Raw genomic sequence first — 20,235 nt, 5'->3', positions numbered from 1 at the left:
TAGCGTAAGCTTTAGCTTGCGAGTGAGCGCAGCGAGCATCTTGCGCCAGGGTCGTTCGGTCCCGCCTGTTCGCTGCGCTCACTCGCAAGCTAAAGCTTACGCTACTTTTTTTTCGGCACGTAGGGCTTGCCGTTGAGTTTGGTGCGGGTGGTGGCCCCGGCGGGCTTGCCGTCGCGGTACGTTACCTGGCGCGCAATATTGTGGCCGTCAGCTTTGTAGTAGGTCCAGTCGCCGCTTTGCTTGCCATTTTTGTAGAGGCCCGTCACGGCCGGGCTGCCATCGTCGTGAAACTCCTGGAAGGCCCCCACCAACAGGCCCTTGAGGTAGTTGGCCTCCTTGCGGGCCTGGCCGCTGGCGTAAAACTCCTGGCCCAGCCCGGTTTGCAAGCCATTAATATCGAATTGCTGGCGCGTTTGCACTTTGCCGGTGTCAAAATACGTCACGCGTTCGCCGGTGAGCTTGCCGGTGAGGCCGTAGGTTTCTACTTGGCGCGGGGTTTTGCCGTCGGGGTAAAACTCGCGCCAGGTGCCGGCCGAGCGGTTGTTTTTGTACTGCTCCTCGGCCTGGCGTGGCTGGCCGGCGGCGTCGTAGTAGCGCGTTACTTTGCGGTCGCGGCCCTGGGCGGCGTAGTCGGTTTCTTCCTTTAGCTGGCCGCTTTCGTAGTAGCCCAGGCCGCGGCCGGTGGGCGTGCCCAGGCGGTAGGTGGTTTTGCCGCGCACCTTGCCGCTTTCGTAGTACGAAGTGGCGGGGCCGTCGAGGGCGGCGGTGCCGGTGCGCGGGGCCACGCGCTTGGTGAGGTCGTCGCCGAGCTTGTTGGTAACCTGGCGCTCACGCAAGGCCCCGGGGGCGTAGGTGCCTTCGGTTTGGAGCTGGCCGGTGGGGTAATAGGCGCGGTAGCTGCCCTTGCCGGTTTTGTCGTTCATCACCGTCTCGCTTTCGAGCTGGCCGGTTTCAAAGTACGTTTTGTAAGAGCTGGCCAGCAGGCCATTACGCAGGGTGCCTTCGCTCTGTACCTTGCCGCTGGGATAAAAGAACTTCACCGGCCCGTTGGGCTGGCCGTCCACGTAGGTGACCTCAGCGGCGGCCTGGCCATTGGCGTAAAGCTCGCGCACCGCGCCGTTGGGCTGGCCCTTCACGAGGGTGGTTTGCAGCTTGATTTCGCCGGTGGGGAAGTAGGTAGTGAGCGGGCCGCTGGGCTCGTCGTCGAGGAAGGTACCGACCTGGGCCACCTTGCCATCGGCGTAGTAGGTTTTGAAGGGCCCCTGGCGCACGCCGGCCAAGTAGGTAGCCTCTAGCCGCCGCCCGCGGTTAGCGTGAAACTCCACGTAGAGCGAGTCGCGCTTGCCGTCGGTGTAGCGGGTTTGGGCTTCGAGGCGGCCATTGGGGTAAAAGCGCTTGTAGGGGCCCTGCATCACGGTATCGCGGGCTACGAGAGCCCGGAATATCTCGTGTGGATGCAGCTTAGTCGAGTCAAACCAAATCGTAACACGCTGAGAGCGTTGGGCTTGGGAAGCCAACGGCAGCAGTAAAAATAACAACAGATATCGCATAGGGGGTACAACGCGCCCAGGCATTTTTTTAGCGCAAAGTTTGGCAAAGTTGGCAGAGTTTCGCGGAGTCAGCTGCCTCAGCCTTTGCGAAACTCTGCCAACTTTGCCAAACTTTGCGCTAAAAATGGCTGACTGCCTACAGCGGCTTTTTTTGCGAATCCCTGTACTGCTTGAGCTGGGGCGCAATCACCTTCTGGTCGCCCACCACCACGGTCGTCATGGCCTCGGGGCGGATGTACTGGCGCGCCGTGGCGCTGACCTGCGCGGGCGTGACAGCGTTGATGTTCTGCACCTGCTCGGTCAGGTACGTATCGGGTAGTCCTTGCAAGTGCATGGTGCTGAGTTGGTTAATAATACCGCCCGGCGTGGAGTTGCGCAGCACAAACATCCCGGTTTCGTAGTTCTGAATTCCTTTCAGCTCGGCGGCCGAGGGTGGCGTCTTTTGCAGCAGCTCAATCTCCTTCACAATCTCTTTCAGGGAGTTATAAGTGTCCTTGGTGGTCACGTCGGCTTGTTCTATCCACAGGCCGGTGTGATAATTTGTATCGATGTAGCTGTAAGGCGAATACGTGTAGCCCTTGTCCTCCCGAATGTTGCGCGTGATGCGCGAGCCAAACGAGCCGCCCAGCAGCGAGTTGGTCACGCGCAGCCGCACGTAATCGGAGTTGGTGGGGTCGACAGCGGGCAGGCCAAGCACGAGCGTCGATTGCGGCGCGCCGGGCCGGTCCTGGGTCAGCACCGCCGCCCGCGTAAGCGCCTTAGCCACCGGAATGAGCGGCGCCGGCCCGGCCGGCCACGCGGCCCACGCCGCCTCAATAGCCTGGTGCAACGCCGGCGCATCAAACTTGCCGGCCACAAAAATAGCGGTGCGCCTGGCTCCGTACTCCTTGTCGTAGAAGGCTTTAGCCTGCACCAGCGTGAGGGCGTCTAGCTGGGCATCGGTGGGCAGGGGGCGGCCGTAGGGGTGGCCCGCGTACACGGCCTCGCGCATTTTTTGCTCGGCCTGGAAGCCTGGCTGAGCGCGCTGCAAGTTCAGCTGCCGCTTAAAATCGGCGGTGAGGCGCGGCAGTTCGCCGGCCGGCAGGGTGGGGTGCTGCACCACGTCGGCTAGCAGCGCCAGCAGCTGGGGCGCGTACTCGCTCAGGCAGTCGGCCCGCAGGTAGGTTTGGTCGGCCCCGGCGCTGATGCTGAGCGAGCCGCCCATGCCGGCTACCTGCCCGGCCAGCGCGGTGGCCGGCCGGGTGGGGGTGCCCTCCTTCAGCAGCCGCGCTAGCAGGTCGGCAATGCCCGTCTGCCCCTCGGGCTCGTGCACGTTGCCCGCCTGAATGGTGATGAGCACGGTGGTCTTCGGAATCTCGCCAAACGGCACTAGCTTGGCCTGCAAGCCATTAGCCAGGGTAAATTCTTCGCGCGGCGGTAGCTTGAAGTCGCGCGGGGCCGCGCCGGGCGGGGGTGTTTCCTGGGGCGCGGCCGGGGCGGCGGGCGCAGCTTTGGCCGTAGGGGCCGGCTTTTTGGGCTTCGGCCGGGTCGTTTGGGCGAGGGCCGGCGGCAGGGCGAGCAGCGAAAAGCAGGCGGCGCTGAGCAGCCCGGTAACAAGGGTTTTCATAGGAAGCATCAGTTTTTAGCCAGCGGGTTAACGAGCAGAATGGTGCGGTTGGTGGGCCGCAGGTAGTCGCGGATGGTCTGCTGCATCAGCTCGGGCGTCACCTTCCGAAACTCCGCCTCCAGCCGGTTGATGCGGCCGGGGTCGTTGTCGAACAGCGCAAACGCGGCCAGCAAATCAGCCCGCCCAAAGTTGTCTGACCCGCTGAGCTGGTCGTAGAGCGAGCTGCGCAGCTTTATCACCGCCAGGTCGAGGGTGGCCTGGCTCACGCCACCTTTAGCCAGGCGGTTTATTTCCTGGTCGAGTACGCTCACCACCGAGTCGGCCTTCACGGTCTGGTCGTAGGTGAGGTCGCCCATCCACAGCATGGGGCCGCTGTAATTGAAGGCGTTACCAAGGTAATTGATGCCGCCGTTCACGTTGTCGGTGAGGCCGCGCCGTTGCACCATGGCCTGGTAGAGGCGGCTGTCCTTGCCCTGCAACAAAATCTGGTCGAGCAAAATCAGCGCGTAATATTCCGGCGTGTTGCGCTCGGGCATGTGGTAGGCGAAGGCCAGCGCGGGCTTGGTGGCCAGCTTGTCATCCTGCGTGAAGCGCTGCTCGGCCTCTTGGCGCGGCTCGGTGAGGTCGGGCTTGGGCGGGCGCGGGGCACCCGGAATAGTGGCGTAGTACTGCTCGACCCACGCCTTGGCCTGGGCGGGCTCAAAGTCGCCCACCACGGCCAGCACGGCGTTGGCGGGCGAGTAATAGGTCTTGAAAAATGCCTGCGCATCGGGCAGCGTGGCCGCGTCGAGGTCCTTCAGGTCGCCATAAAAATTGTGCGCGTTGTTCCAGTTCTTGTTGGCTTTCTGGGGCATGTCGAGCCACGGAAAGCCGCCGTAGGGCTGGTTGAGCACGTTCACGCGCACCTCGCTTTTTACCACGCCCTGCTGGTTGGCCAGGCTGGCCGGCGTGAGGGCGGTGCCGCGCATGCGGTCGGCCTCGGCCCACAAAATGGTTTCGAGCTTGTTGCTCGGTACCACCTCGTAGTAGTTGGTAAAGTCGAAGCGCGTCGAGCCGTTCATTGCCCCACCATTCTGCTGAATGAGGTTGACAAACTCCATCTTGCCCAGGTTTTTCGAGCCCTGAAACATCAGGTGTTCAAATAGATGCGCGTAGCCCGTGCGGTTGCGCGGCTCGTTGCGAAAGCCCACGTTGTAATACGCGGCCACCGTGGCCGTGGGGGCCGTATGGTCGGGCGAAAGCACCACCCGCAGCCCATTGGGCAGGGTGTAATACTCCACCGGAATCTGAAAAGCCGGCGCGGCCGGCACTGTTGCCACCGCAGCCGCAGCCGCCGCCGCCGGCGGGGTAGTCACTACCGACCCGGCGCGCGGGCTGCACCCGCCCAGCAGTAGCCCCGCCGCAAGTACGGGCCAGCCAAAAGTCAGTAAAAAAGCAGGCAAGTGTTTCATAAGCAGCAGAGAGTAAGGTGAATGACGCTGCCAACCTACTCAATTTTTCGTGTTCCTCCCCTAATCAAGCTCACTTACCCCAAAAAAAAGAGGTCCCGCCCAGTCCGAAGACCAAACGAAACCCCTTCTAACTTGCGAAACCTCTTTTAACCTCGCAAAACCTTGCGCTATAGCTTTTCTAACACAATGGAGCTGGCCCCGCCGCCGCCATTGCAAATACCGGTAACGCCGATTTTGCCGCCTTCCTGCTGCAACACGCTCAGCAGCGTGGTCACAATGCGCGCGCCCGAAGCCCCCAGCGGGTGGCCCAGGCTCACGGCGCCGCCGTACACGTTCACCTTGGTGCCTTCCAGGCTGAGCAGCTTGTTGTTAGCCAGCGAAACCACCGAAAAAGCCTCGTTAATCTCGTAGAAATCAACGTCTTTCGCCTCCAGGCCCGCATTCTTTAACGCCTTCGGAATAGCGATGGACGGTGTGGTCGTAAACCACTCCGGCGCCTGCTCAGCATCGGCAAAACCGCGGATGAGGGCCAGCGGCTTAATGCCCAGCTCCTCCGCCTTTTCGCGGCTCATGAGCAGCACGGCCGCCGCGCCGTCGTTGAGGGTCGAAGCGTTGGCCGCCGTCACGGTGCCCTCTTTGGTGAAGGCCGCCTTCAGGCCGGCAAACTTCTCAAACTGCACCTTGGTGTACTCCTCGTCGTCGCTGACGATGGTTTCCTTGCCGCGCACCGTAATCGTCACGGGCACAATCTCATCCTTCTTTTTGCCGGCCTGGGCGGCGGCGGCGCTGCGCTCGTAGCTCTGGCGCGCAAAGGCATCCTGCTCCTCGCGGGTGATGCCGTAGTGGGCGGCCGTGGCATCGGCCGCGTTGCCCATGGCGTAGTCGTGGTAGGGGTCCCAGAGACCATCGCGCACCAGGCCGTCAATCATCTGGCCATTACCATACTTAGCGCCGAAGCGGGCTTTATCGAGGTAGTAGGGCACGTTGCTCATGCTCTCCATGCCACCGGCCAGAATAACCTCGGCCTGACCCAGCATAATCGCCTGGGCAGCATACATAATGGCTTTTGAGCCCGAGGCACACACCTTGTTCACGGTGGTGCATTCCACGGTGTCGGGCAGGCCGGCTTTCTTGGCCGCCTGGCGGGCCGGGGCCTGGCCCAGGTTAGCCGAAATCACGTTGCCCATAATCACCTGCTCAACCAACTCGGGCGCTACGCCAGCCTTGTCCAGGGCCCCTTTCAGGGCAATGGCGCCCAGCTCAGTGGCCGAGAGCGAGGCCAGGGCGCCGCCAAACGAGCCAATTGGCGTGCGCACGGCGGCTACGATAACTACTTCTTTTACTTGCATATACAGGAGGGGTGGGAATAAGGAAATCGAAAAAGGCAGTAGGTGGGTGGGGCCGGCCGCGTAGCGCTACACGCCAGGCAATCGGCCCCGCTCAAAAACTAACAAACCTTCGTTTGTTTGCTCAAAAGTACGGCGGCCGCTGTAGTTCGCTCACCAGGTAGGCTGGCCGGGGGCAGGGGCCTCCCCCTGCCGGGGGCGGGGGCGCTGCTGCAAATACTGCTGCTCATCGGCCCGCAGCGCATCAAGTACCTGCTGGGCCTGGGCGGGCGTCAGGTTCATGGCATTCAGGCGCTCCCGCTGGGTTTGCAGCTGCAAGTCGGCGTCGGTGGCCGCCTCGGTGCCGGGCCGCTGGCCTTGGCCGGCGGGCGCGCTGGCATCGAGGCCCCGCTGGCGGCCGGGCGCGGTGCCGCTGGGCAGGGGCCGCGCCTCTCCCTGGCCGGGCCGGAAGCCGCCGTTGGCGCTGGTACCCGCGTTGGGGGTGGGGCGCTGGCGGTCGGGCTGGCCGGTGGCGCTGGGCTGGGGTGCGGCGGTGGGGCCGCTGGCCGGGGGCTGCATGGGGTCGGGGGCCTGGCCGGGGCGGTTGGTGCCTTCCTTATCCGCCGGCTGGGGCGCTTTGCCGCCCTTTTCGCGCTGTGTAGAGTCGCGCGGGGTGGGGCGCTTGGGGGCGGGCGTGCTAGTGGCCGGTGGGGGCAGCTCGGGGGTATCGGGCCGCTGGTGAGCCAGGTATTGACTCAGTACCTCGTAATTGTAGCGCGCCGTGGCATTGGCCGGGTTCAGCTTGAGCGCCTGCCGCAACAGGCTGATGGCTTGCGCAAGCTGCTTCTGCTGCACCAATAGCCCCGCCAGCTGCTGCCGCGCCGCGCTGCCAATGGCGGCCGGCACGCTGGGGGCCAGCAGGCGGGTGTAGGTGGTGCGGGCCCCCGCCAGCTGGCGGGCGCGCGCCTGCGCCAGCCCCAGGTTGAGTAGCAGGGCCGGGCTAGGTCCCGCGCGGCCCGCCAGCGCCACGGCCTGCTGGTAGTAGTATACGGCCTCCGTGGGCTGCCCGCCCGCCAGCGCCGCCTGGCCCCGCGCTTGGGCCGCGTTGTGCTCGCGTACCTGCGTTAGCCAGTGCCAGCCAGGCAGGCCGCCACTCAGTACCAGCACAAGTAAGAACCAGCTTTTCATAGTTTGAGGCGTAGTACGCGTACCGTTATCAGGCTGTCAATCAACAATAAAGCGAGCGCAATGCCCAACGGGTAGCGGTAGCGGTTATCGGCCACGGCCACCGTGCGGGCCGTGGCCGCACTGGCCGTGGGGGGCAGGTTGCGCAGGCTATTCAGGAGGGTGGTCAGGCCGTTTTCACGGTCGTTGAGGGCTACGTACTGGCCGCCGGTTTGGGCAGCTACTTGCAGCAGTGGGGCCTCACGCAGGCGGCTCACTACCGGGTGGCCCTTGGCATCGCGCAGGCCTACTTTGCCACCCGGCGCGGGCACTGGGCCACCGGCGGCCGTGCCCACGCCCACCGTGTATATCCGCGCCCCGGTGCGGCCCAACGCCCGCAGCACGGGCTCCAGGTTTTCACCAAAGTCTTCGCCGTCGCTCACCAGCACGGCCGCTACGGTGCGCGGCGGCGCGGCCACGCCGCCGGGGGCCGTGGCGGGGGCGGGCCCCAGGCGGGCCAGCAGCAGGTCGAGCGGGGCCCGCAGGGTGGTGGGGCCGGGGGCCGTTAGCCTGGTGCTCAGGGTATTCAAAAACAGCTGCAACGAGCCTTGGTCATAGGTGAGGGGGCACTGCACGTAGGCCTGCGAGCCAAATACGATGAGCCCCAGCCGGTCGGCCGGGAAGGCGGCCGCCAGCTCATTGAGGGCCGCCTGCGTGCGCAGCAGGCGGGTAGGGGCCACGTCGGCGGCATCCATCGAGCGCGACACGTCTACGAGCAGCCACAGGTCTTGTCCGCTGCTGCGCACGGCCTGCTGGCGCACGCCCAGCGCTGGGCCCAGCCAAGCTATTAGCAGCAAAGCCCCAGCTACCAGCCGCAGCGGCAGCTTCCAGGCTAGGCGGCCCACGCCAAGGCCCAGCCGCTGCCCCAGCCGCGCCGTGCGCACGGTGTAGAGCGCCAGCAGCAGCAGCAGCAGTGATAGCCCGGCGGCTGCCAGCCAAAAATCAGGGTAAGCCCAGGTAAACATGTGTGCAAAGGAAGCCCGGGAGCCCGCAAAACCAGGAATTTTGCGCCCAAGCCAGCTCCACAGTGGGTTCCGCAGTAGGCAGTTGCGCAAACGACGCGTAAAAACTTCTCGAAAAGTTGAAGGAATCTGGTTTGTCTGCGTATCTTTGCAGCCGCTAAGACCAACCGGGACTTGGCAAGCCACTTGTACGGAGAAGTGGGTGAGTGGCTGAAACCAGTAGTTTGCTAAACTGCCGTAGCTCTAAAGGTTACCGGGGGTTCGAATCCCCCCTTCTCCGCGCTTTTTTGAATTGTGAATTAAAAATCAGAAAGCAGAAATTGTTTAACCGCAATTTTTAGCTCCTGATTTTTAATTCATAGTTAAGTCACCTCGGGGTGTAGCGTAGCCCGGTATCGCGCCTGGTTTGGGACCAGGAGGTCGTAGGTTCGAATCCTGCCACCCCGACATATTGAATGGATTTGACCCCATAGCTCAGCTGGATAGAGCAGCTACCTTCTAAGTAGCCGGTCATTGGTTCGAATCCAATTGGGGCCACGTTGAAAGGTCCTGGATTGAGCTTCAAACAAGCACATAAAAAAGCCCTTGCCGACCTCGGTAAGGGCTTTTTTTGGCCCCTGAAATACCAGGGAAAAACCCGGTAAATACTAGGCAAAATGGAATAAAAAGAGTACTTTTGGTTGTTCTCTTTGTGACTGTATTTTCAGTCGGCTTAACCCCCCTCTCTCGCATGAGTGAAGTAGTAGAAAAGAAAGCCCCCGCCGATTATTCGGCCGATAGCATTCAGGTGCTGGAAGGGCTGGAGGCGGTGCGCAAGCGCCCCAGCATGTACATCGGCGATACGGGTATCAAAGGCCTCCACCATTTGGTGTGGGAAGTAGTAGACAATTCCATTGACGAGGCCCTGGCGGGGCACTGCGACCTGATTCAGGTTACGATTAACGAAAATAACTCGGTTACCGTCCGGGACAACGGCCGGGGTATTCCCGTGGACTGGCACGCCAAGGAAGGCCGTTCGGCCCTCGAAGTGGTGATGACCGTGCTGCACGCCGGCGGCAAGTTTGACAAGGACAGCTACAAGGTATCGGGTGGCCTGCACGGCGTGGGCGTGAGCTGCGTAAACGCGCTCAGTATCGACCTCAAGGTGAACGTGCGCCGCAAGGGCCACCTCTACGAGCAGGAGTACTGCATTGGTGCGCCCCTGTATCCGGTGAAGGAGATTGGTGATACTGAGGAGCACGGCACGGAAGTACGCTTCCTGCCCGACCCTAGTATATTTACCGAAACCGAGTACCGCTACGCCACCATCGCGGGGCGCCTGCGCGATTTGTCGTTCCTCAACAAGGGCATCCGCATCACGCTCACCGACCGCCGCGACGTGCTGACCGGCGATGCGGCCGTGGGCCACTCCGACGCCGAGGGCTTCCGCTACGAGGAGTTTTACTCGACGGGCGGCCTGCGCGACTTCGTGCTGTACCTCGATGGCACCGAGCGGCCTTCGCTGCTCGCCGAGCCCATCTATGTGGAGAGCGAGAAGGGTGGTGTGCCCGTGGAAGTAGCGTTGCAGTACAACACTTCCTACCAGGAGAACGTGTATTCCTACGTAAATAATATTAACACCATTGAGGGCGGCACGCACGTGGCGGGCTTCCGCTCGGCTGTGACGCGGGTGCTGAAAAACTACGGCGACAAGCGCCAGCTATTTGATAAGGCCAAGGTAGATATTACCGGCGACGACTTCCGCGAGGGTCTCACCGCCGTTATCTCGGTGAAGGTGATGGAGCCGCAGTTTGAAGGCCAAACCAAGACCAAGCTCGGTAACTCGGAGGTAAGCGGCGCGGTGAACGCCGCGGTAGGTGAAATCCTGGGTCAGTACCTGGAGGAAAACCCCGGCCAGGCCAACCGCATCATGGACAAGGTTATCTTGGCCGCCAAGGCCCGCATCGCCGCCCGCAAGGCCAAGGACATGGTGCAGCGCAAGAACGTGCTGGGTTCCAACTCCTTGCCCGGCAAGCTGGCCGACTGTTCCGACTCTGACCCCGAGGTGTGCGAGCTGTACCTCGTCGAAGGTGACTCGGCTGGTGGCACTGCCAAGCAGGGCCGCAACCGGGCGTTTCAGGCCATTTTGCCACTGCGTGGTAAGATTCTGAACGTGGAGAAAGCCCAGGAGCATAAGATTCTGGAGAACGAGGAAATCAAGAACATGATTACCGCGCTCGGCGTCACGTTCAACGAGCGCAAGTCACTGGCCTTCGGCACCGACGACGATGGCAACGAAACTGGCCCGCTCAACTTCGACAAGCTGCGCTACCACAAGGTCATCATCATGACCGATGCTGACATCGACGGCTCGCACATTCGGACGCTGATTCTCACGTTCTTCTTCCGCTACATGCGCCAGCTCGTGGACCAGGGGCACATCTACATCGCCCTGCCGCCCCTCTATCTCGTGAAGCGGGGCAAAGAGGAGCGCTACTGCTGGACCGAAGAGGAGCGCGTACTTGCGCAGGACGAAATTGGCCGTGGCAAGCCCGATACCGTGCATGTGCAGCGTTACAAGGGCTTGGGCGAGATGAACGCCGAGCAGCTCTGGACTACCACCATGCAGCCCGCCACCCGCACCCTGAAGCAAGTAACCGTGGACTCGGCCGCCGAGGCCGACCACCTCTTCTCCATGCTAATGGGTGACGAGGTAGCCCCCCGCCGCGACTTCATCGAGCAAAACGCGAAGTACGCCAAGCTCGATGTCTAACCCGGACCGCAGATTCAAACGGATTTAACGGATTTCGCAGATACGTCGCTTCGCTCCTTTGCTACGCGATAGGGGAGAATATAAAAAGGGCTGCCTTCTTGGGCGGCCTTTTTTAATATGGAGATACTTGGTCTGGGCTTGTCTCTTTGGGACTAGCTGGCACGGGTTGGCTACTTTTACCCAGATACTTGCAAGGCTTTGCCGCCTTAAAACCAATGTCCCAGCTACAACTACTGAATAGCACCCATGCTGATACTGACGAGATTTTCAGGCTGTATCAGCTTGCTACTAACTATCAGAAAACCAAGCCAAATTCAGTTATTTGGTTGGGTTTTGAGCGGTCGCTGGTGGAGCAGGAAATTCGGGAAAACCGGCAGTGGAAACTGCTTATCAACGGTGTTATCGCCTGCGTTTGGGCAACTACGGACAACGACCCCGAAATTTGGGAAGAACGCAATGCTGACCCGGCCGTGTACATCCACCGCATTGCGACTAACCCCGATTTTCGGGGCCAGGATTTAGTAGCAAAAATTGTAGCCTGGGCAACTGGTTACGCACGGCAGAAAGGCAAAAAATACGTGCGTCTTGATACCATAGGTGATAATCAAGGACTTATCCGGCACTATACTTCCTGCGGGTTTACGTACCTAGGCTTAGTTAAGCTCAAAAACACGGCTGCCTTGCCAGCTCATTACCAGAATTCTACCGTCAGTTTGTTTGAGCTGCCGGTGGAAAGATAGAACTGCTCAATACGCAGCCTTGCCTTCCTTAGCGGCCCACGCCTCAAATGCTACGAGCGCCTCTTCGCGCAGGAACTGCTGCATGGGTAACTGCCTTTCAGATAGTGGTTTATCTATTTCATCGTAGATAAACTGGTCGTCGAAGCCGATGGCGGCGGCGTCGGCTTTGGTGTTGGCGTAGAACACCCGCGCCGGGCGGGCCCAGTAGATGGCACCCAGGCACATGGGGCACGGCTCACAGCTGGTGTAGAGGTCGCAGCCGTCGAGCTGGAAAGTGCCCAGCACTTGGCAGGCCTTGCGAATGGCATCGACCTCGGCGTGGCAGGTGGGGTCATTGGTACTGGTGACCTGGTTGAAGCCCCGGGCGATAATCTGACCATCTTTGACCACGACCGCGCCAAAGGGACCGCCGAAGCCGGCCTGCATCTTTTCCAGCGAAAGTTGAATGGCTTCGCGCATGAAGCCGGCTTCGGGAAAGGTGGGTGAACTGTGGGGATTTTTCATGAGCTGATAATCAGGATATTATTTCGGCGCGGTAATAAAACTTCTGATTTACCGGAATCTTTTGCCGGGTTGTTTGTTCTACCTGCGTGAAAGAATAGTTTTTTAAGGTGTTTTGGTTGGAAAGCCCTTCGCTAATGGCGTAGGGCTTTTTTCATGCCCTACCAGCCCGGGCTGGTAGGAGAGTGGCAACCCAAAAACTGCGGCCGCAAAATTAGGGCTTTTGCTTGGTTTGGCGCTTCCTGCGGCTGCCCAGGCTGAGGGCACCGTTACTGACTAACGGGTGTTGCCTCGCTTGGCAAACTAAGCTGGGTTTGAGCGGCCAGCGCACAGAAGTGGCCGCTGGCGCTGAAAAAGACTCGCTTTTTACTGATAGTTTATTAACAAAAAATACCCACAAGCTAGGCCATAGGTAGCCGGGCGGGGTAGTGGTAGTGGCCGCCGGGTACGCCACATGGGGTTGCCACAAGGGCTACTGTGGCCGAGGACTATCAGCGCTATGTTCGGCTACGCAAAAGTGCTGTGCCAGCGCTGCGCAGGTAACTATGAGTAGAATATAAGTTACTTATTTACCGTGAGTTATCTAGTTTGGAGAGTTGGTATAGCTGCCTGCGACCCAACCAGGCCAGGCCTTGGCAGGCCTTGACGTGAGGTGCCTTGACTGCGTCAACTGGCGCACCCTGCGGGCCGCAGCGCGTGGTGGTCTTCTTGCCCGAACAATAGTGAAATGCTGGTTTGGGAAAGCCGGGAAACGTGTAATTTGCAGTAACTACCTCTTTTCCTACCCGCACTATGAACCGGCGATTAGCTGTTAAAAACTTTGCGTTGCTGGCTGCCACGGCCACCTTGCTACCTAGTTGCTTCTCGCAGTCGGAAGATGGCAAGCAAGCCGCCGCGCCGCCTGCCGCGGCCGTGACGGCTGACCAGCAGCAGTTGCTGGCTGAGGTCTGCGAAACCATTATCCCTAAAACGGATACGCCGGGAGCTAAGGACCTGGGCCTGCATCTCTACGTGCTTAAAATGCTGAAAGACTGCACACCAGCCAAGGAGCAGGAGCTGTTTATGACGGGCCTGAAGCAGCTGGACGGCGCTGCGCAGAAGCAGCACGGCCAGGCATTTGCGGCCAGCACGGCGGCCCAGCGGCTGGCTTTGCTCCAGCGCATCGACCAGCAGCCCGACGGGTTTTCGCCCGAGTTGATGGGCTTTTACCGGATGGCCCGGCAATTGACCGCTGATGGCTACAAGGGTAGTAAGTACTTCATGACCAAGGAGGTAGTGTATGAGTTGGTGCCCGGCCGCTACAACGGCTATTACCCAGTAAGTAAAGTAGATTTATCCGTTCCGCACCATGGCCAATCTTAATATCGACAGCGTAAAGGAGCGCACCTTCGACGCCATTGTCATTGGCTCGGGCATGAGCGGCGGCTGGGCCGCTAAGGAGCTCACTGGTAAAGGATTAAAAACCCTGGTAGTGGAGCGGGGCCGCCAGGTAGAGCACAACAAGGATTACCCCACCACCAACCTCAACCCCTGGGAGTTTCCGCACGGCGGCAAGGTGCCGCTGGCCGTGCGCGAGGCCAACCCCATTGCCAGCCGCTGCTACGTGTTTAAGGAGGACGCCATGCACTTTGTGGTGAAGGACGCGGAGCACCCCTACGTGCAGGAAAAGCCGTTTGACTGGATTCGGGGCTACCAGGTGGGGGGCAAGTCGCTGCTGTGGGCGCGCCAGACCCAGCGCTGGAGCAAGTACGATTTTGAGGGCCCGGCCCGCGATGGCTTTGCCGTGGACTGGCCCATTCGCTACGACGACCTGGCCCCGTGGTACAGTTACGTGGAGAAGTTTGCGGGCATCAGCGGCAACCGCGACGGCCTGCCCGCGCTGCCCGATGGCGAGTTTATGCCCGGCTTCCCGCTCAACGCCGCGGAAGACTACTTTCGGAAGGAGCTGAAAAAGAGCCACCCCGACCGGCACGTTATTAGTGCGCGGTGCGCGCATTTATCTCAGCCCCAGCCCATTCACTACGAGCAGGGGCGGGTGCAGTGCCAAAACCGGGTGCTGTGCCAGCGCGGCTGCCCGTTTGGCGGCTACTTCAGCAGCAACTCCTCCACCCTGCCGTGGGCGATGAAGACGGGCCACCTCACGCTGAAGCCCGATTTGGTGGTGCAGTCCATCCTGTTTGACGAGCAGAAGGGCCGGGCCACCGGCATTCGGGTCATTGACACGCATACTAAGGCCGTTACCGAGTACTACGCGCCCGTGCTGTTTGTGAATGCCGGGGCCTTGAATACCAATCTGTTGCTGCTCAACTCTACTTCGCAACGCTTCCCTAACGGCCTGGGCAACGACAGCGGGGTGCTGGGCAAATACGTGGCGTTTCACAACTACAGCGCCCACATATCGGCCGAGTACGAGGGCCTGAAGGAGTTTACCACCGATGGCCGCAACCCGGCGGGCGGCGGCTACCTGCCGCGCTTTCGCAACGTGTTTAAGCAGGAAACCGACTTCTTGCGCGGCTACGCCACCAGCTTTGGCGCATCGCGCGGGTTGGTGCAGCCCGAGCACGGCCTGGGGGCCGATTTCAAGCAGCAGCTGGAGCGCCCGGCGCTGGGGCCGTGGCGGGTGCAGTCGGGCATGATGGGCGAAACCATCCCGAAGGCTACCAACTACGTGCGCCTCGACCCCACCCGCAAAGATGAGTGGGGCATGCCCTTGCTGTCGATATCGGTGGGCTACGACGACAACGACGCCAAGATGAAGCAGGACTTCTTCGAGCAGTTTACCGACATGTATACCAAAGCCGGCTTTGTCAATATTAAGGCCGTGGACACCGGGCAGGCCCCGGGCCTTGACATCCACGAAATGGGCGGCGTGCGCATGGGCCGCGACCCCAAGACGTCGTTGCTCAACCAGTGGAACCAACTACACGCCTGCCCCAACGTGTACGTAACCGACGGCGCCGCCATGACGTCTACCTCCACCCAAAACCCCTCGCTGACCTACATGGCCCTCACGGCCCGCGCCGTAGACCACGCTGTGCGCGCCGCCAAGCGCGGCGATGCGGTTTGAAAAGTGAGTAATTACTGCTACCTTGCCGGGGAGTAAAATACCTATGCCGCTGCGGGCGAATTAATTACAACCAATTGGCCTTTAAGCAAACAGCCAACGAATAGAGGCCAGCTCCTTCCGTCTATTTCCCACCCTATCGTTTTGTAGTAGTTCATGGAAAAAAACACATATGATGCCATTGTAATTGGCTCAGGTATATCAGGCGGTTGGGCAGCTAAAGAGCTGACTGAAAAAGGATTAAAAACAATAATGTTGGAGCGTGGCCGCAACATCGAGCACGTAAAAGATTACGTAAACGCCAATAAAGCGCCCTGGGAGCTGCCCCACCGCGGCGGCAAAACCCAGCAAATGATAGCCGACTACCCGGTATTGGGGCGCGACTATACGCTGAACGAAGCTAACCTCGACTATTGGGTCAATGAAAAGGAGAGCCCCTATACGGAGGTGAAGCCTTTTGACTGGTTTCGGGGCTACCAGGTGGGTGGGCGCTCACTCATGTGGGGCCGGCAGTCGTACCGCTGGAGCGACTACGATTTTGAGGCCAACGCCAAGGACGGCATCGCCGTGGACTGGCCCATTCGCTACAAAGACCTGGCGCCGTGGTATAGCTACGTGGAGAAGTTTGCGGGCATCAGCGGCAACCGCGATGGCCTGCCGCAGCTACCCGACGGCGAGTTTATGCCGCCCATGGAGATGAACGTGGTGGAGAAAGACGTGGCCGCCCGCATCAAAAAGAACTTCAAAAACCGGCACATGGTGATTGGCCGCACGGCCAACCTGACGATGCCGCACCACAACCGCACCAACTGCCAGTACCGCAACAAGTGCTGGCTGGGCTGCCCGTTTGGGGCGTATTTCAGTACGCAGTCGGCCACGCTGCCCGCGGCCGTGGCCACCGGCAACCTCACGCTACGGCCGTTTTCGATTGTTACTAAAATCTTGTACGACAAAGACACCAAGCGCGCCAAGGGCGTGGAGGTGCTCGATGCCGAAACCAACCAGACCTACGAGTACTACGCCAAGGTTATTTTCCTGAACGCCTCGGCCCTCAACTCGGCCTGGGTGCTGATGAACTCGGCCACCGACGTGTGGCCCGAGGGCTTGGGCAGCAGCAGCGGCGAGCTGGGCCACAACCTGATGGACCACCACTTCCGGGCCGGCGCGCACGGCGACGTGGAGGGCTTTGAGGACAAGTACACGTATGGCCGCCGGGCCAACGGCATTTACGTGCCGCGCTTCCGCAACCTGTTTGGCGATAAGCGCGACTACATCCGCGGCTTTGGCTACCAGGGCAGCGCCGGCCGCGAGGGCTGGAGCCGCGAAATTCCGGAAATGAGCATCGGCGGCGAGTTTAAGGACGCGCTCACCGAGCCTGGCAAGTGGACGATGGGCATGACAGGCTTCGGCGAAACGCTGCCCTACCACGATAACCGCACGTTCTTGGACAAAACCAAGAAGGACAAGTGGGGCCTGCCCGTGTTATCAATGGATGCGCACATTCGGGAAAACGAACTGAAAATGCGCGTCGATATGATGAACGACGCCCAGGAAATGCTCGAAAAAGCGGGCCTCAAAAACGTGAAAACCTACAACGGCAGCTCGGTGCTGGGCGGCGGCATCCACGAGATGGGCACCGCCCGTATGGGCCGCGACCCCAAAACGTCGGTGCTCAACCAGCACAACCAGGTGTGGGACGCGCCCAACGTGTACGTGACCGACGGCGCGGCCATGACCTCGGCCGCCTGCCAAAACCCCTCGCTGACCTATATGGCCCTCACGGCCCGCGCCGTGGACCACGCTGTGAGCGAAATGAAAAAGCAAAACATTTAACTAACAGCCTGTTATGAACCGCCGCAACGCCCTCGCCCGCGTGGCCGTCCTGATGGGCGGCACCGTTATTGGAGCCGATTATTTTTTGACCAGTTGCTCTTCACCCGGCAAGGAGGAAGCTAAAACCGACACCTCGGGTACCGCCGGCGGGGCCAAAGTAGCCTTCACGCCCACCCAAATTGGGCTGCTCGATGAGGTGGGCGAAACCATTTTGCCCGCCACCAGCACGCCGGGGGCCAAGGCCGCCAAAGTCGGCAATTTTATGGAGGTGATGGTGCGCGACTGCTACAAGCCCGCCGACCAGCAAGTTTTCCTTACCGGCCTCACCAGACTCGACCAGGATTGCCAGAAAATGCAGGGCAAAGCCTTCCTGGCCTGCGACCCGGCCCAGCGCACCGCCTTCCTCACGGCCCTGGATAAGGAGCAGAAGCAGTTCACCCAAAACCAGCGCAAGGACGACCCCAGCCACTATTTCCGCATGATGAAGGAGCTGACGCTACTCGGCTTTTTCACTTCCGAAGCGGGTGCTACCAAGGCGCTACGCTACCTGCCCGTGCCTGGTAAGTACGACGGTAATGTGCCTTACAAAAAAGGTGACCGCGCCTGGGCTACCAGCTGATAACACCTTGGCTACTAGTAAAGAACGTTGTGCAGACCGCCGGAAAGCATCGCGCGCGGCAGCAATCAAAACCGTTGAACGAGTGAGATTACTACTCCACGCGCGATGTCTCCCGGCGGTCTGCATGCCAACGATTACGCCCTAATCACCACCTGCCTTTTCCCACCCGCTGCTTATGACGCCGACCGTTCGCTTCAAACTGTCCCTGATGATGTTCCTGGAGTTCTTTATCTGGGGCGCTTGGTTTGTGACGCTGGGTACGTACCTGCTGCAAAACCTGCACACCAGCGGCATTCAGGTGGGCGTGGCGTTCCTCACCCAGTCCATCGGGGCCATTGTGGCGCCTTTCGTTATCGGGCTGATTGCCGACCGGTTTTTCTCGGCCCAGAAGATATTGGGTGTGCTGCACCTGGCCGGGGCTGTGCTGCTGTGGCAGGCAGCGGGCGCCCCCGATTTTGGGGCGTTTTACCCATACATCCTGATTTACATGATTTTGTACATGCCCACGCTGGCGCTGGTTAACTCCATCTCCTTCCGGCAAATGCAGAATCCGCAGCAGGAGTTTGCCAATATTCGGGTGCTGGGCACCGTGGGCTGGATTGTGGCCGGTCTCACCATTGCCAAGCTGGGCTGGGAGGAAAGCGGCACCCTGGTGCTCACGCTCAAAATGGCGGCCGGCGCGTCGGCGCTGCTTGGGGGCTTCAGCTTTTTGCTGCCTGCCACGCCGCCGGTGAAAAAGGCTGGCCCCACCACCATGGGCGACCTGCTGGGCCTTGACGCCATCCGGCTCCTGAAAAACCGCTCATACCTGATTTTCTTCCTGGCGTCGGTGGCTATTTGCGTGCCGCTGTCCTTCTACTACGGCTTCACCAACCCGTTTCTCAACGAAGTGGGTATGAAGTCGGCGGCCGGCGTGCAGAGCCTCGGGCAGGTCTCGGAGGTGCTGTTCATGCTGCTTATTCCGGTGTTTTTTGCCCGCCTGGGCGTGAAGAAAATGCTGGCCATCGGCATGCTGGCCTGGGTGGTGCGCTACGTATTCTTTGCCTTCGGCAACGCCGACAGCAACTACTGGATGCTGATTGCGGGCATTGTGCTGCACGGCATCTGCTACGATTTCTTCTTCGTAACGGGCCAGATTTACACCGATAAGCTGGCCGGCGAGCAGTCGAAAAGCGCGGCCCAGGGCTTCATCACGCTGGCCACCTATGGCGTGGGTATGCTCATTGGCTCGCTGCTGAGCGGCCAGATTGTTGATGCCCATATAATTAAGGTTAATCTGCACGACTGGCAAACCATCTGGCTGATTCCGGCGGCCATTGCGGCGGCCGTGCTGGTCGCGTTCCTGCTCCTTTTCAAAGACCAGCGCGTGAGCGTGCCGGCCGAGGAAATGAGCTTCATCGAAACCAAGGCCCGCCTGGAAGTATAAGCAGCTGATTTACTGATTTTTAGTATGAAGTTACGCTTGGGAATGATTGGCGGAGGTACCGGGGCCTTTATTGGCGCGGTGCACCGCCTGGCGGCCAACCTCGATGGCCTGTATGAGCTAGTAGCGGGCGCGTTTAGCAGTGACGCGGCCAAGTCGGCGGCTACCGGCGTGCTGCTGGGCTTGGCGCCCGACCGCGTATACGGCTCCTTTCAGGACCTGATTGCCCGCGAAAAGCAGCGGCCGGCGGCCGAGCGGGTGCAGGTTATTGCCATCGTAACGCCCAATTATTTGCATTTTGAGCCCGCTCGGCTGGCTCTCGAAAACGGCTTCCACGTCATCCTCGACAAGCCGATGACCTTTTCGCTGGCCGAGGCCAAGCAGCTGCAAACCGTGGCCGAGGCCAGCGGCTGCCTGCTCTGCCTCACCCACACCTACACCGGCTACCCCATGGTGAAGGAGGCGCGCCAGTTGCTGGCCGCCAACACGTTGGGGCCTATTCGCAAGGCCTACGTGGAGTATCCGCAGGGCTGGCTGAGCAAGTTTGAGGAGGGCGGCGACAACAAGCAGGCCGCCTGGCGCACCGACCCCGCCCGCAGCGGCGTGGCCGGGGCCATGGGCGACATTGGCACGCACGCCTTCAACCTGCTGGAATATGTAACTGGCCTGCAAGTGGTTAAGCTGTGTGCTGACATAAACACGGTAGTAGCCGGGCGGCAACTCGATGACGATGGGGCGGTGCTGCTAAAGCTCAATAACGGGGCCAGCGCCGTGCTCATGGCCTCGCAGATTGCGGCCGGCGAGGAAAACAACGTCAAGATTCGGGTGTATGGCGATAAGGGCGGGGTAGAGTGGCAGCAGGCCGATAACAATACCCTGCTGGTGAGGTGGTTGGATAGCCCGGCCGAGATTCGGCGTACCGGTACCGGCTACGTCGGCTCTTTTGCGCAGCACAATGCCCGCGTGCCGGCCGGCCACCCCGAGGGCTATATTGAGGCCTTCGCCAACCTCTACCGCAACTTTGCCCTGACGCTGCAAGCGCGGGCCAATGGCACACCCGCCACGCCCGAAATGCTTGATTTCCCGAGTATTAGCGATGGGGTGCGGGGCATGGCGTTTATCGAGCACGTTATTGCCTCGGGTAAATCGACTGAAAAATGGACCGAATTCACCGTTTGATTAAGC

15 protein-coding genes and 3 tRNA genes are annotated in these 20,235 nt (G+C 60.7%); 11 read left to right on the top strand and 7 right to left on the bottom strand.

The window, feature by feature from the left end:
• Positions 1–101: 101 nt before the first annotated feature.
• From QMK33_RS03560 to QMK33_RS03535, 6 genes are all read right to left on the bottom strand, one after another.
• Positions 102–1,517: a toxin-antitoxin system YwqK family antitoxin gene (locus QMK33_RS03560; RefSeq protein ID WP_283563169.1), complete on the bottom strand. Its 1,416-nt coding sequence runs from the start codon at positions 1,515–1,517 to the stop codon at positions 102–104.
• A 169-nt stretch (positions 1,518–1,686) separates the two neighbouring features.
• Positions 1,687–3,156 (bottom strand): M16 family metallopeptidase, encoded by a 1,470-nt coding sequence (locus QMK33_RS03555; protein ID WP_283563168.1) that lies wholly within the window; start codon positions 3,154–3,156, stop codon positions 1,687–1,689.
• Between the two features lie 8 nt (positions 3,157–3,164).
• A complete protein-coding gene (locus QMK33_RS03550) occupies positions 3,165–4,607 on the bottom strand; it encodes a M16 family metallopeptidase (RefSeq protein WP_283563167.1) in 1,443 nt (480 codons plus the stop codon).
• Positions 4,608–4,774: 167 nt separating this feature from the next.
• Positions 4,775–5,956 (bottom strand): acetyl-CoA C-acyltransferase, encoded by a 1,182-nt coding sequence (locus QMK33_RS03545; protein ID WP_283563166.1) that lies wholly within the window; start codon positions 5,954–5,956, stop codon positions 4,775–4,777.
• Between the two features lie 150 nt (positions 5,957–6,106).
• Positions 6,107–7,120 carry a tetratricopeptide repeat protein gene (locus tag QMK33_RS03540; RefSeq protein ID WP_283563165.1) on the bottom strand — a complete coding sequence of 338 codons (1,014 nt, stop codon included), beginning with the start codon at positions 7,118–7,120 and terminating at the stop codon, positions 6,107–6,109.
• Positions 7,117–8,121 carry a VWA domain-containing protein gene (locus QMK33_RS03535; protein WP_283563164.1) on the bottom strand — a complete coding sequence of 335 codons (1,005 nt, stop codon included), beginning with the start codon at positions 8,119–8,121 and terminating at the stop codon, positions 7,117–7,119. The genes QMK33_RS03540 and QMK33_RS03535 overlap by 4 nt, the downstream gene beginning before the upstream one ends.
• A gap of 189 nt (positions 8,122–8,310) precedes the next feature.
• Here QMK33_RS03535 and QMK33_RS03530 point away from each other — a divergent pair.
• The 5 genes from QMK33_RS03530 (at position 8,311) to QMK33_RS03510 (ending at position 11,610) form a co-directional block, all read left to right on the top strand.
• Positions 8,311–8,398, top strand: a tRNA-Ser gene (locus tag QMK33_RS03530).
• 93 nt (positions 8,399–8,491) lie between these two features.
• Positions 8,492–8,565: transfer RNA gene (locus QMK33_RS03525), tRNA-Pro, on the top strand.
• Between the two features lie 16 nt (positions 8,566–8,581).
• A tRNA-Arg gene (locus tag QMK33_RS03520) sits at positions 8,582–8,655 on the top strand.
• 193 nt (positions 8,656–8,848) lie between these two features.
• Positions 8,849–10,870, top strand: coding sequence for a DNA topoisomerase (ATP-hydrolyzing) subunit B (gene gyrB / locus QMK33_RS03515; protein WP_283563163.1), 2,022 nt, complete (start codon positions 8,849–8,851; stop codon positions 10,868–10,870).
• Between the two features lie 188 nt (positions 10,871–11,058).
• Complete coding sequence (locus tag QMK33_RS03510; RefSeq protein WP_283563162.1) at positions 11,059–11,610, top strand: GNAT family N-acetyltransferase; 552 nt, start codon at positions 11,059–11,061, stop codon at positions 11,608–11,610.
• A 6-nt stretch (positions 11,611–11,616) separates the two neighbouring features.
• On the opposite strand, the gene QMK33_RS03505 is transcribed toward QMK33_RS03510, so the two are convergent.
• The gene (locus QMK33_RS03505; RefSeq protein ID WP_283563161.1) at positions 11,617–12,114 is read right to left on the bottom strand and encodes a nucleoside deaminase; all 498 of its coding nucleotides are present in this window, start codon (positions 12,112–12,114) and stop codon (positions 11,617–11,619) included.
• 789 nt (positions 12,115–12,903) lie between these two features.
• Between QMK33_RS03505 and QMK33_RS03500 the strand changes: the two genes are divergently transcribed.
• The 6 genes from QMK33_RS03500 (at position 12,904) to QMK33_RS03475 (ending at position 20,229) form a co-directional block, all read left to right on the top strand.
• Positions 12,904–13,473 carry a gluconate 2-dehydrogenase subunit 3 family protein gene (locus QMK33_RS03500; RefSeq protein WP_283563160.1) on the top strand — a complete coding sequence of 190 codons (570 nt, stop codon included), beginning with the start codon at positions 12,904–12,906 and terminating at the stop codon, positions 13,471–13,473.
• Entirely contained in the window at positions 13,460–15,178 is a 1,719-nt protein-coding gene (locus QMK33_RS03495) for a GMC oxidoreductase (protein WP_283563159.1), read from the top strand. Before QMK33_RS03500 ends, QMK33_RS03495 begins: the two co-directional genes overlap by 14 nt.
• A gap of 153 nt (positions 15,179–15,331) precedes the next feature.
• Positions 15,332–17,008 carry a GMC oxidoreductase gene (locus QMK33_RS03490; RefSeq protein ID WP_283563158.1) on the top strand — a complete coding sequence of 559 codons (1,677 nt, stop codon included), beginning with the start codon at positions 15,332–15,334 and terminating at the stop codon, positions 17,006–17,008.
• A gap of 13 nt (positions 17,009–17,021) precedes the next feature.
• Positions 17,022–17,627: a gluconate 2-dehydrogenase subunit 3 family protein gene (locus QMK33_RS03485; RefSeq protein WP_283563157.1), complete on the top strand. Its 606-nt coding sequence runs from the start codon at positions 17,022–17,024 to the stop codon at positions 17,625–17,627.
• Between the two features lie 175 nt (positions 17,628–17,802).
• Positions 17,803–19,053 carry a nucleoside permease gene (locus QMK33_RS03480; protein WP_283563156.1) on the top strand — a complete coding sequence of 417 codons (1,251 nt, stop codon included), beginning with the start codon at positions 17,803–17,805 and terminating at the stop codon, positions 19,051–19,053.
• A 24-nt stretch (positions 19,054–19,077) separates the two neighbouring features.
• A complete protein-coding gene (locus QMK33_RS03475; RefSeq protein WP_283563155.1) occupies positions 19,078–20,229 on the top strand; it encodes a Gfo/Idh/MocA family protein in 1,152 nt (383 codons plus the stop codon).
• Positions 20,230–20,235 lie beyond the last annotated feature (6 nt).

It is taken from the genome of Hymenobacter sp. H14-R3 (genome assembly GCF_030063445.1).
Lineage (GTDB): Bacteria > Bacteroidota > Bacteroidia > Cytophagales > Hymenobacteraceae > Hymenobacter.
The sequence above is the reverse complement of the archived record's forward strand: the minus strand, read 5'-3'. Positions and strand labels throughout refer to the sequence as shown.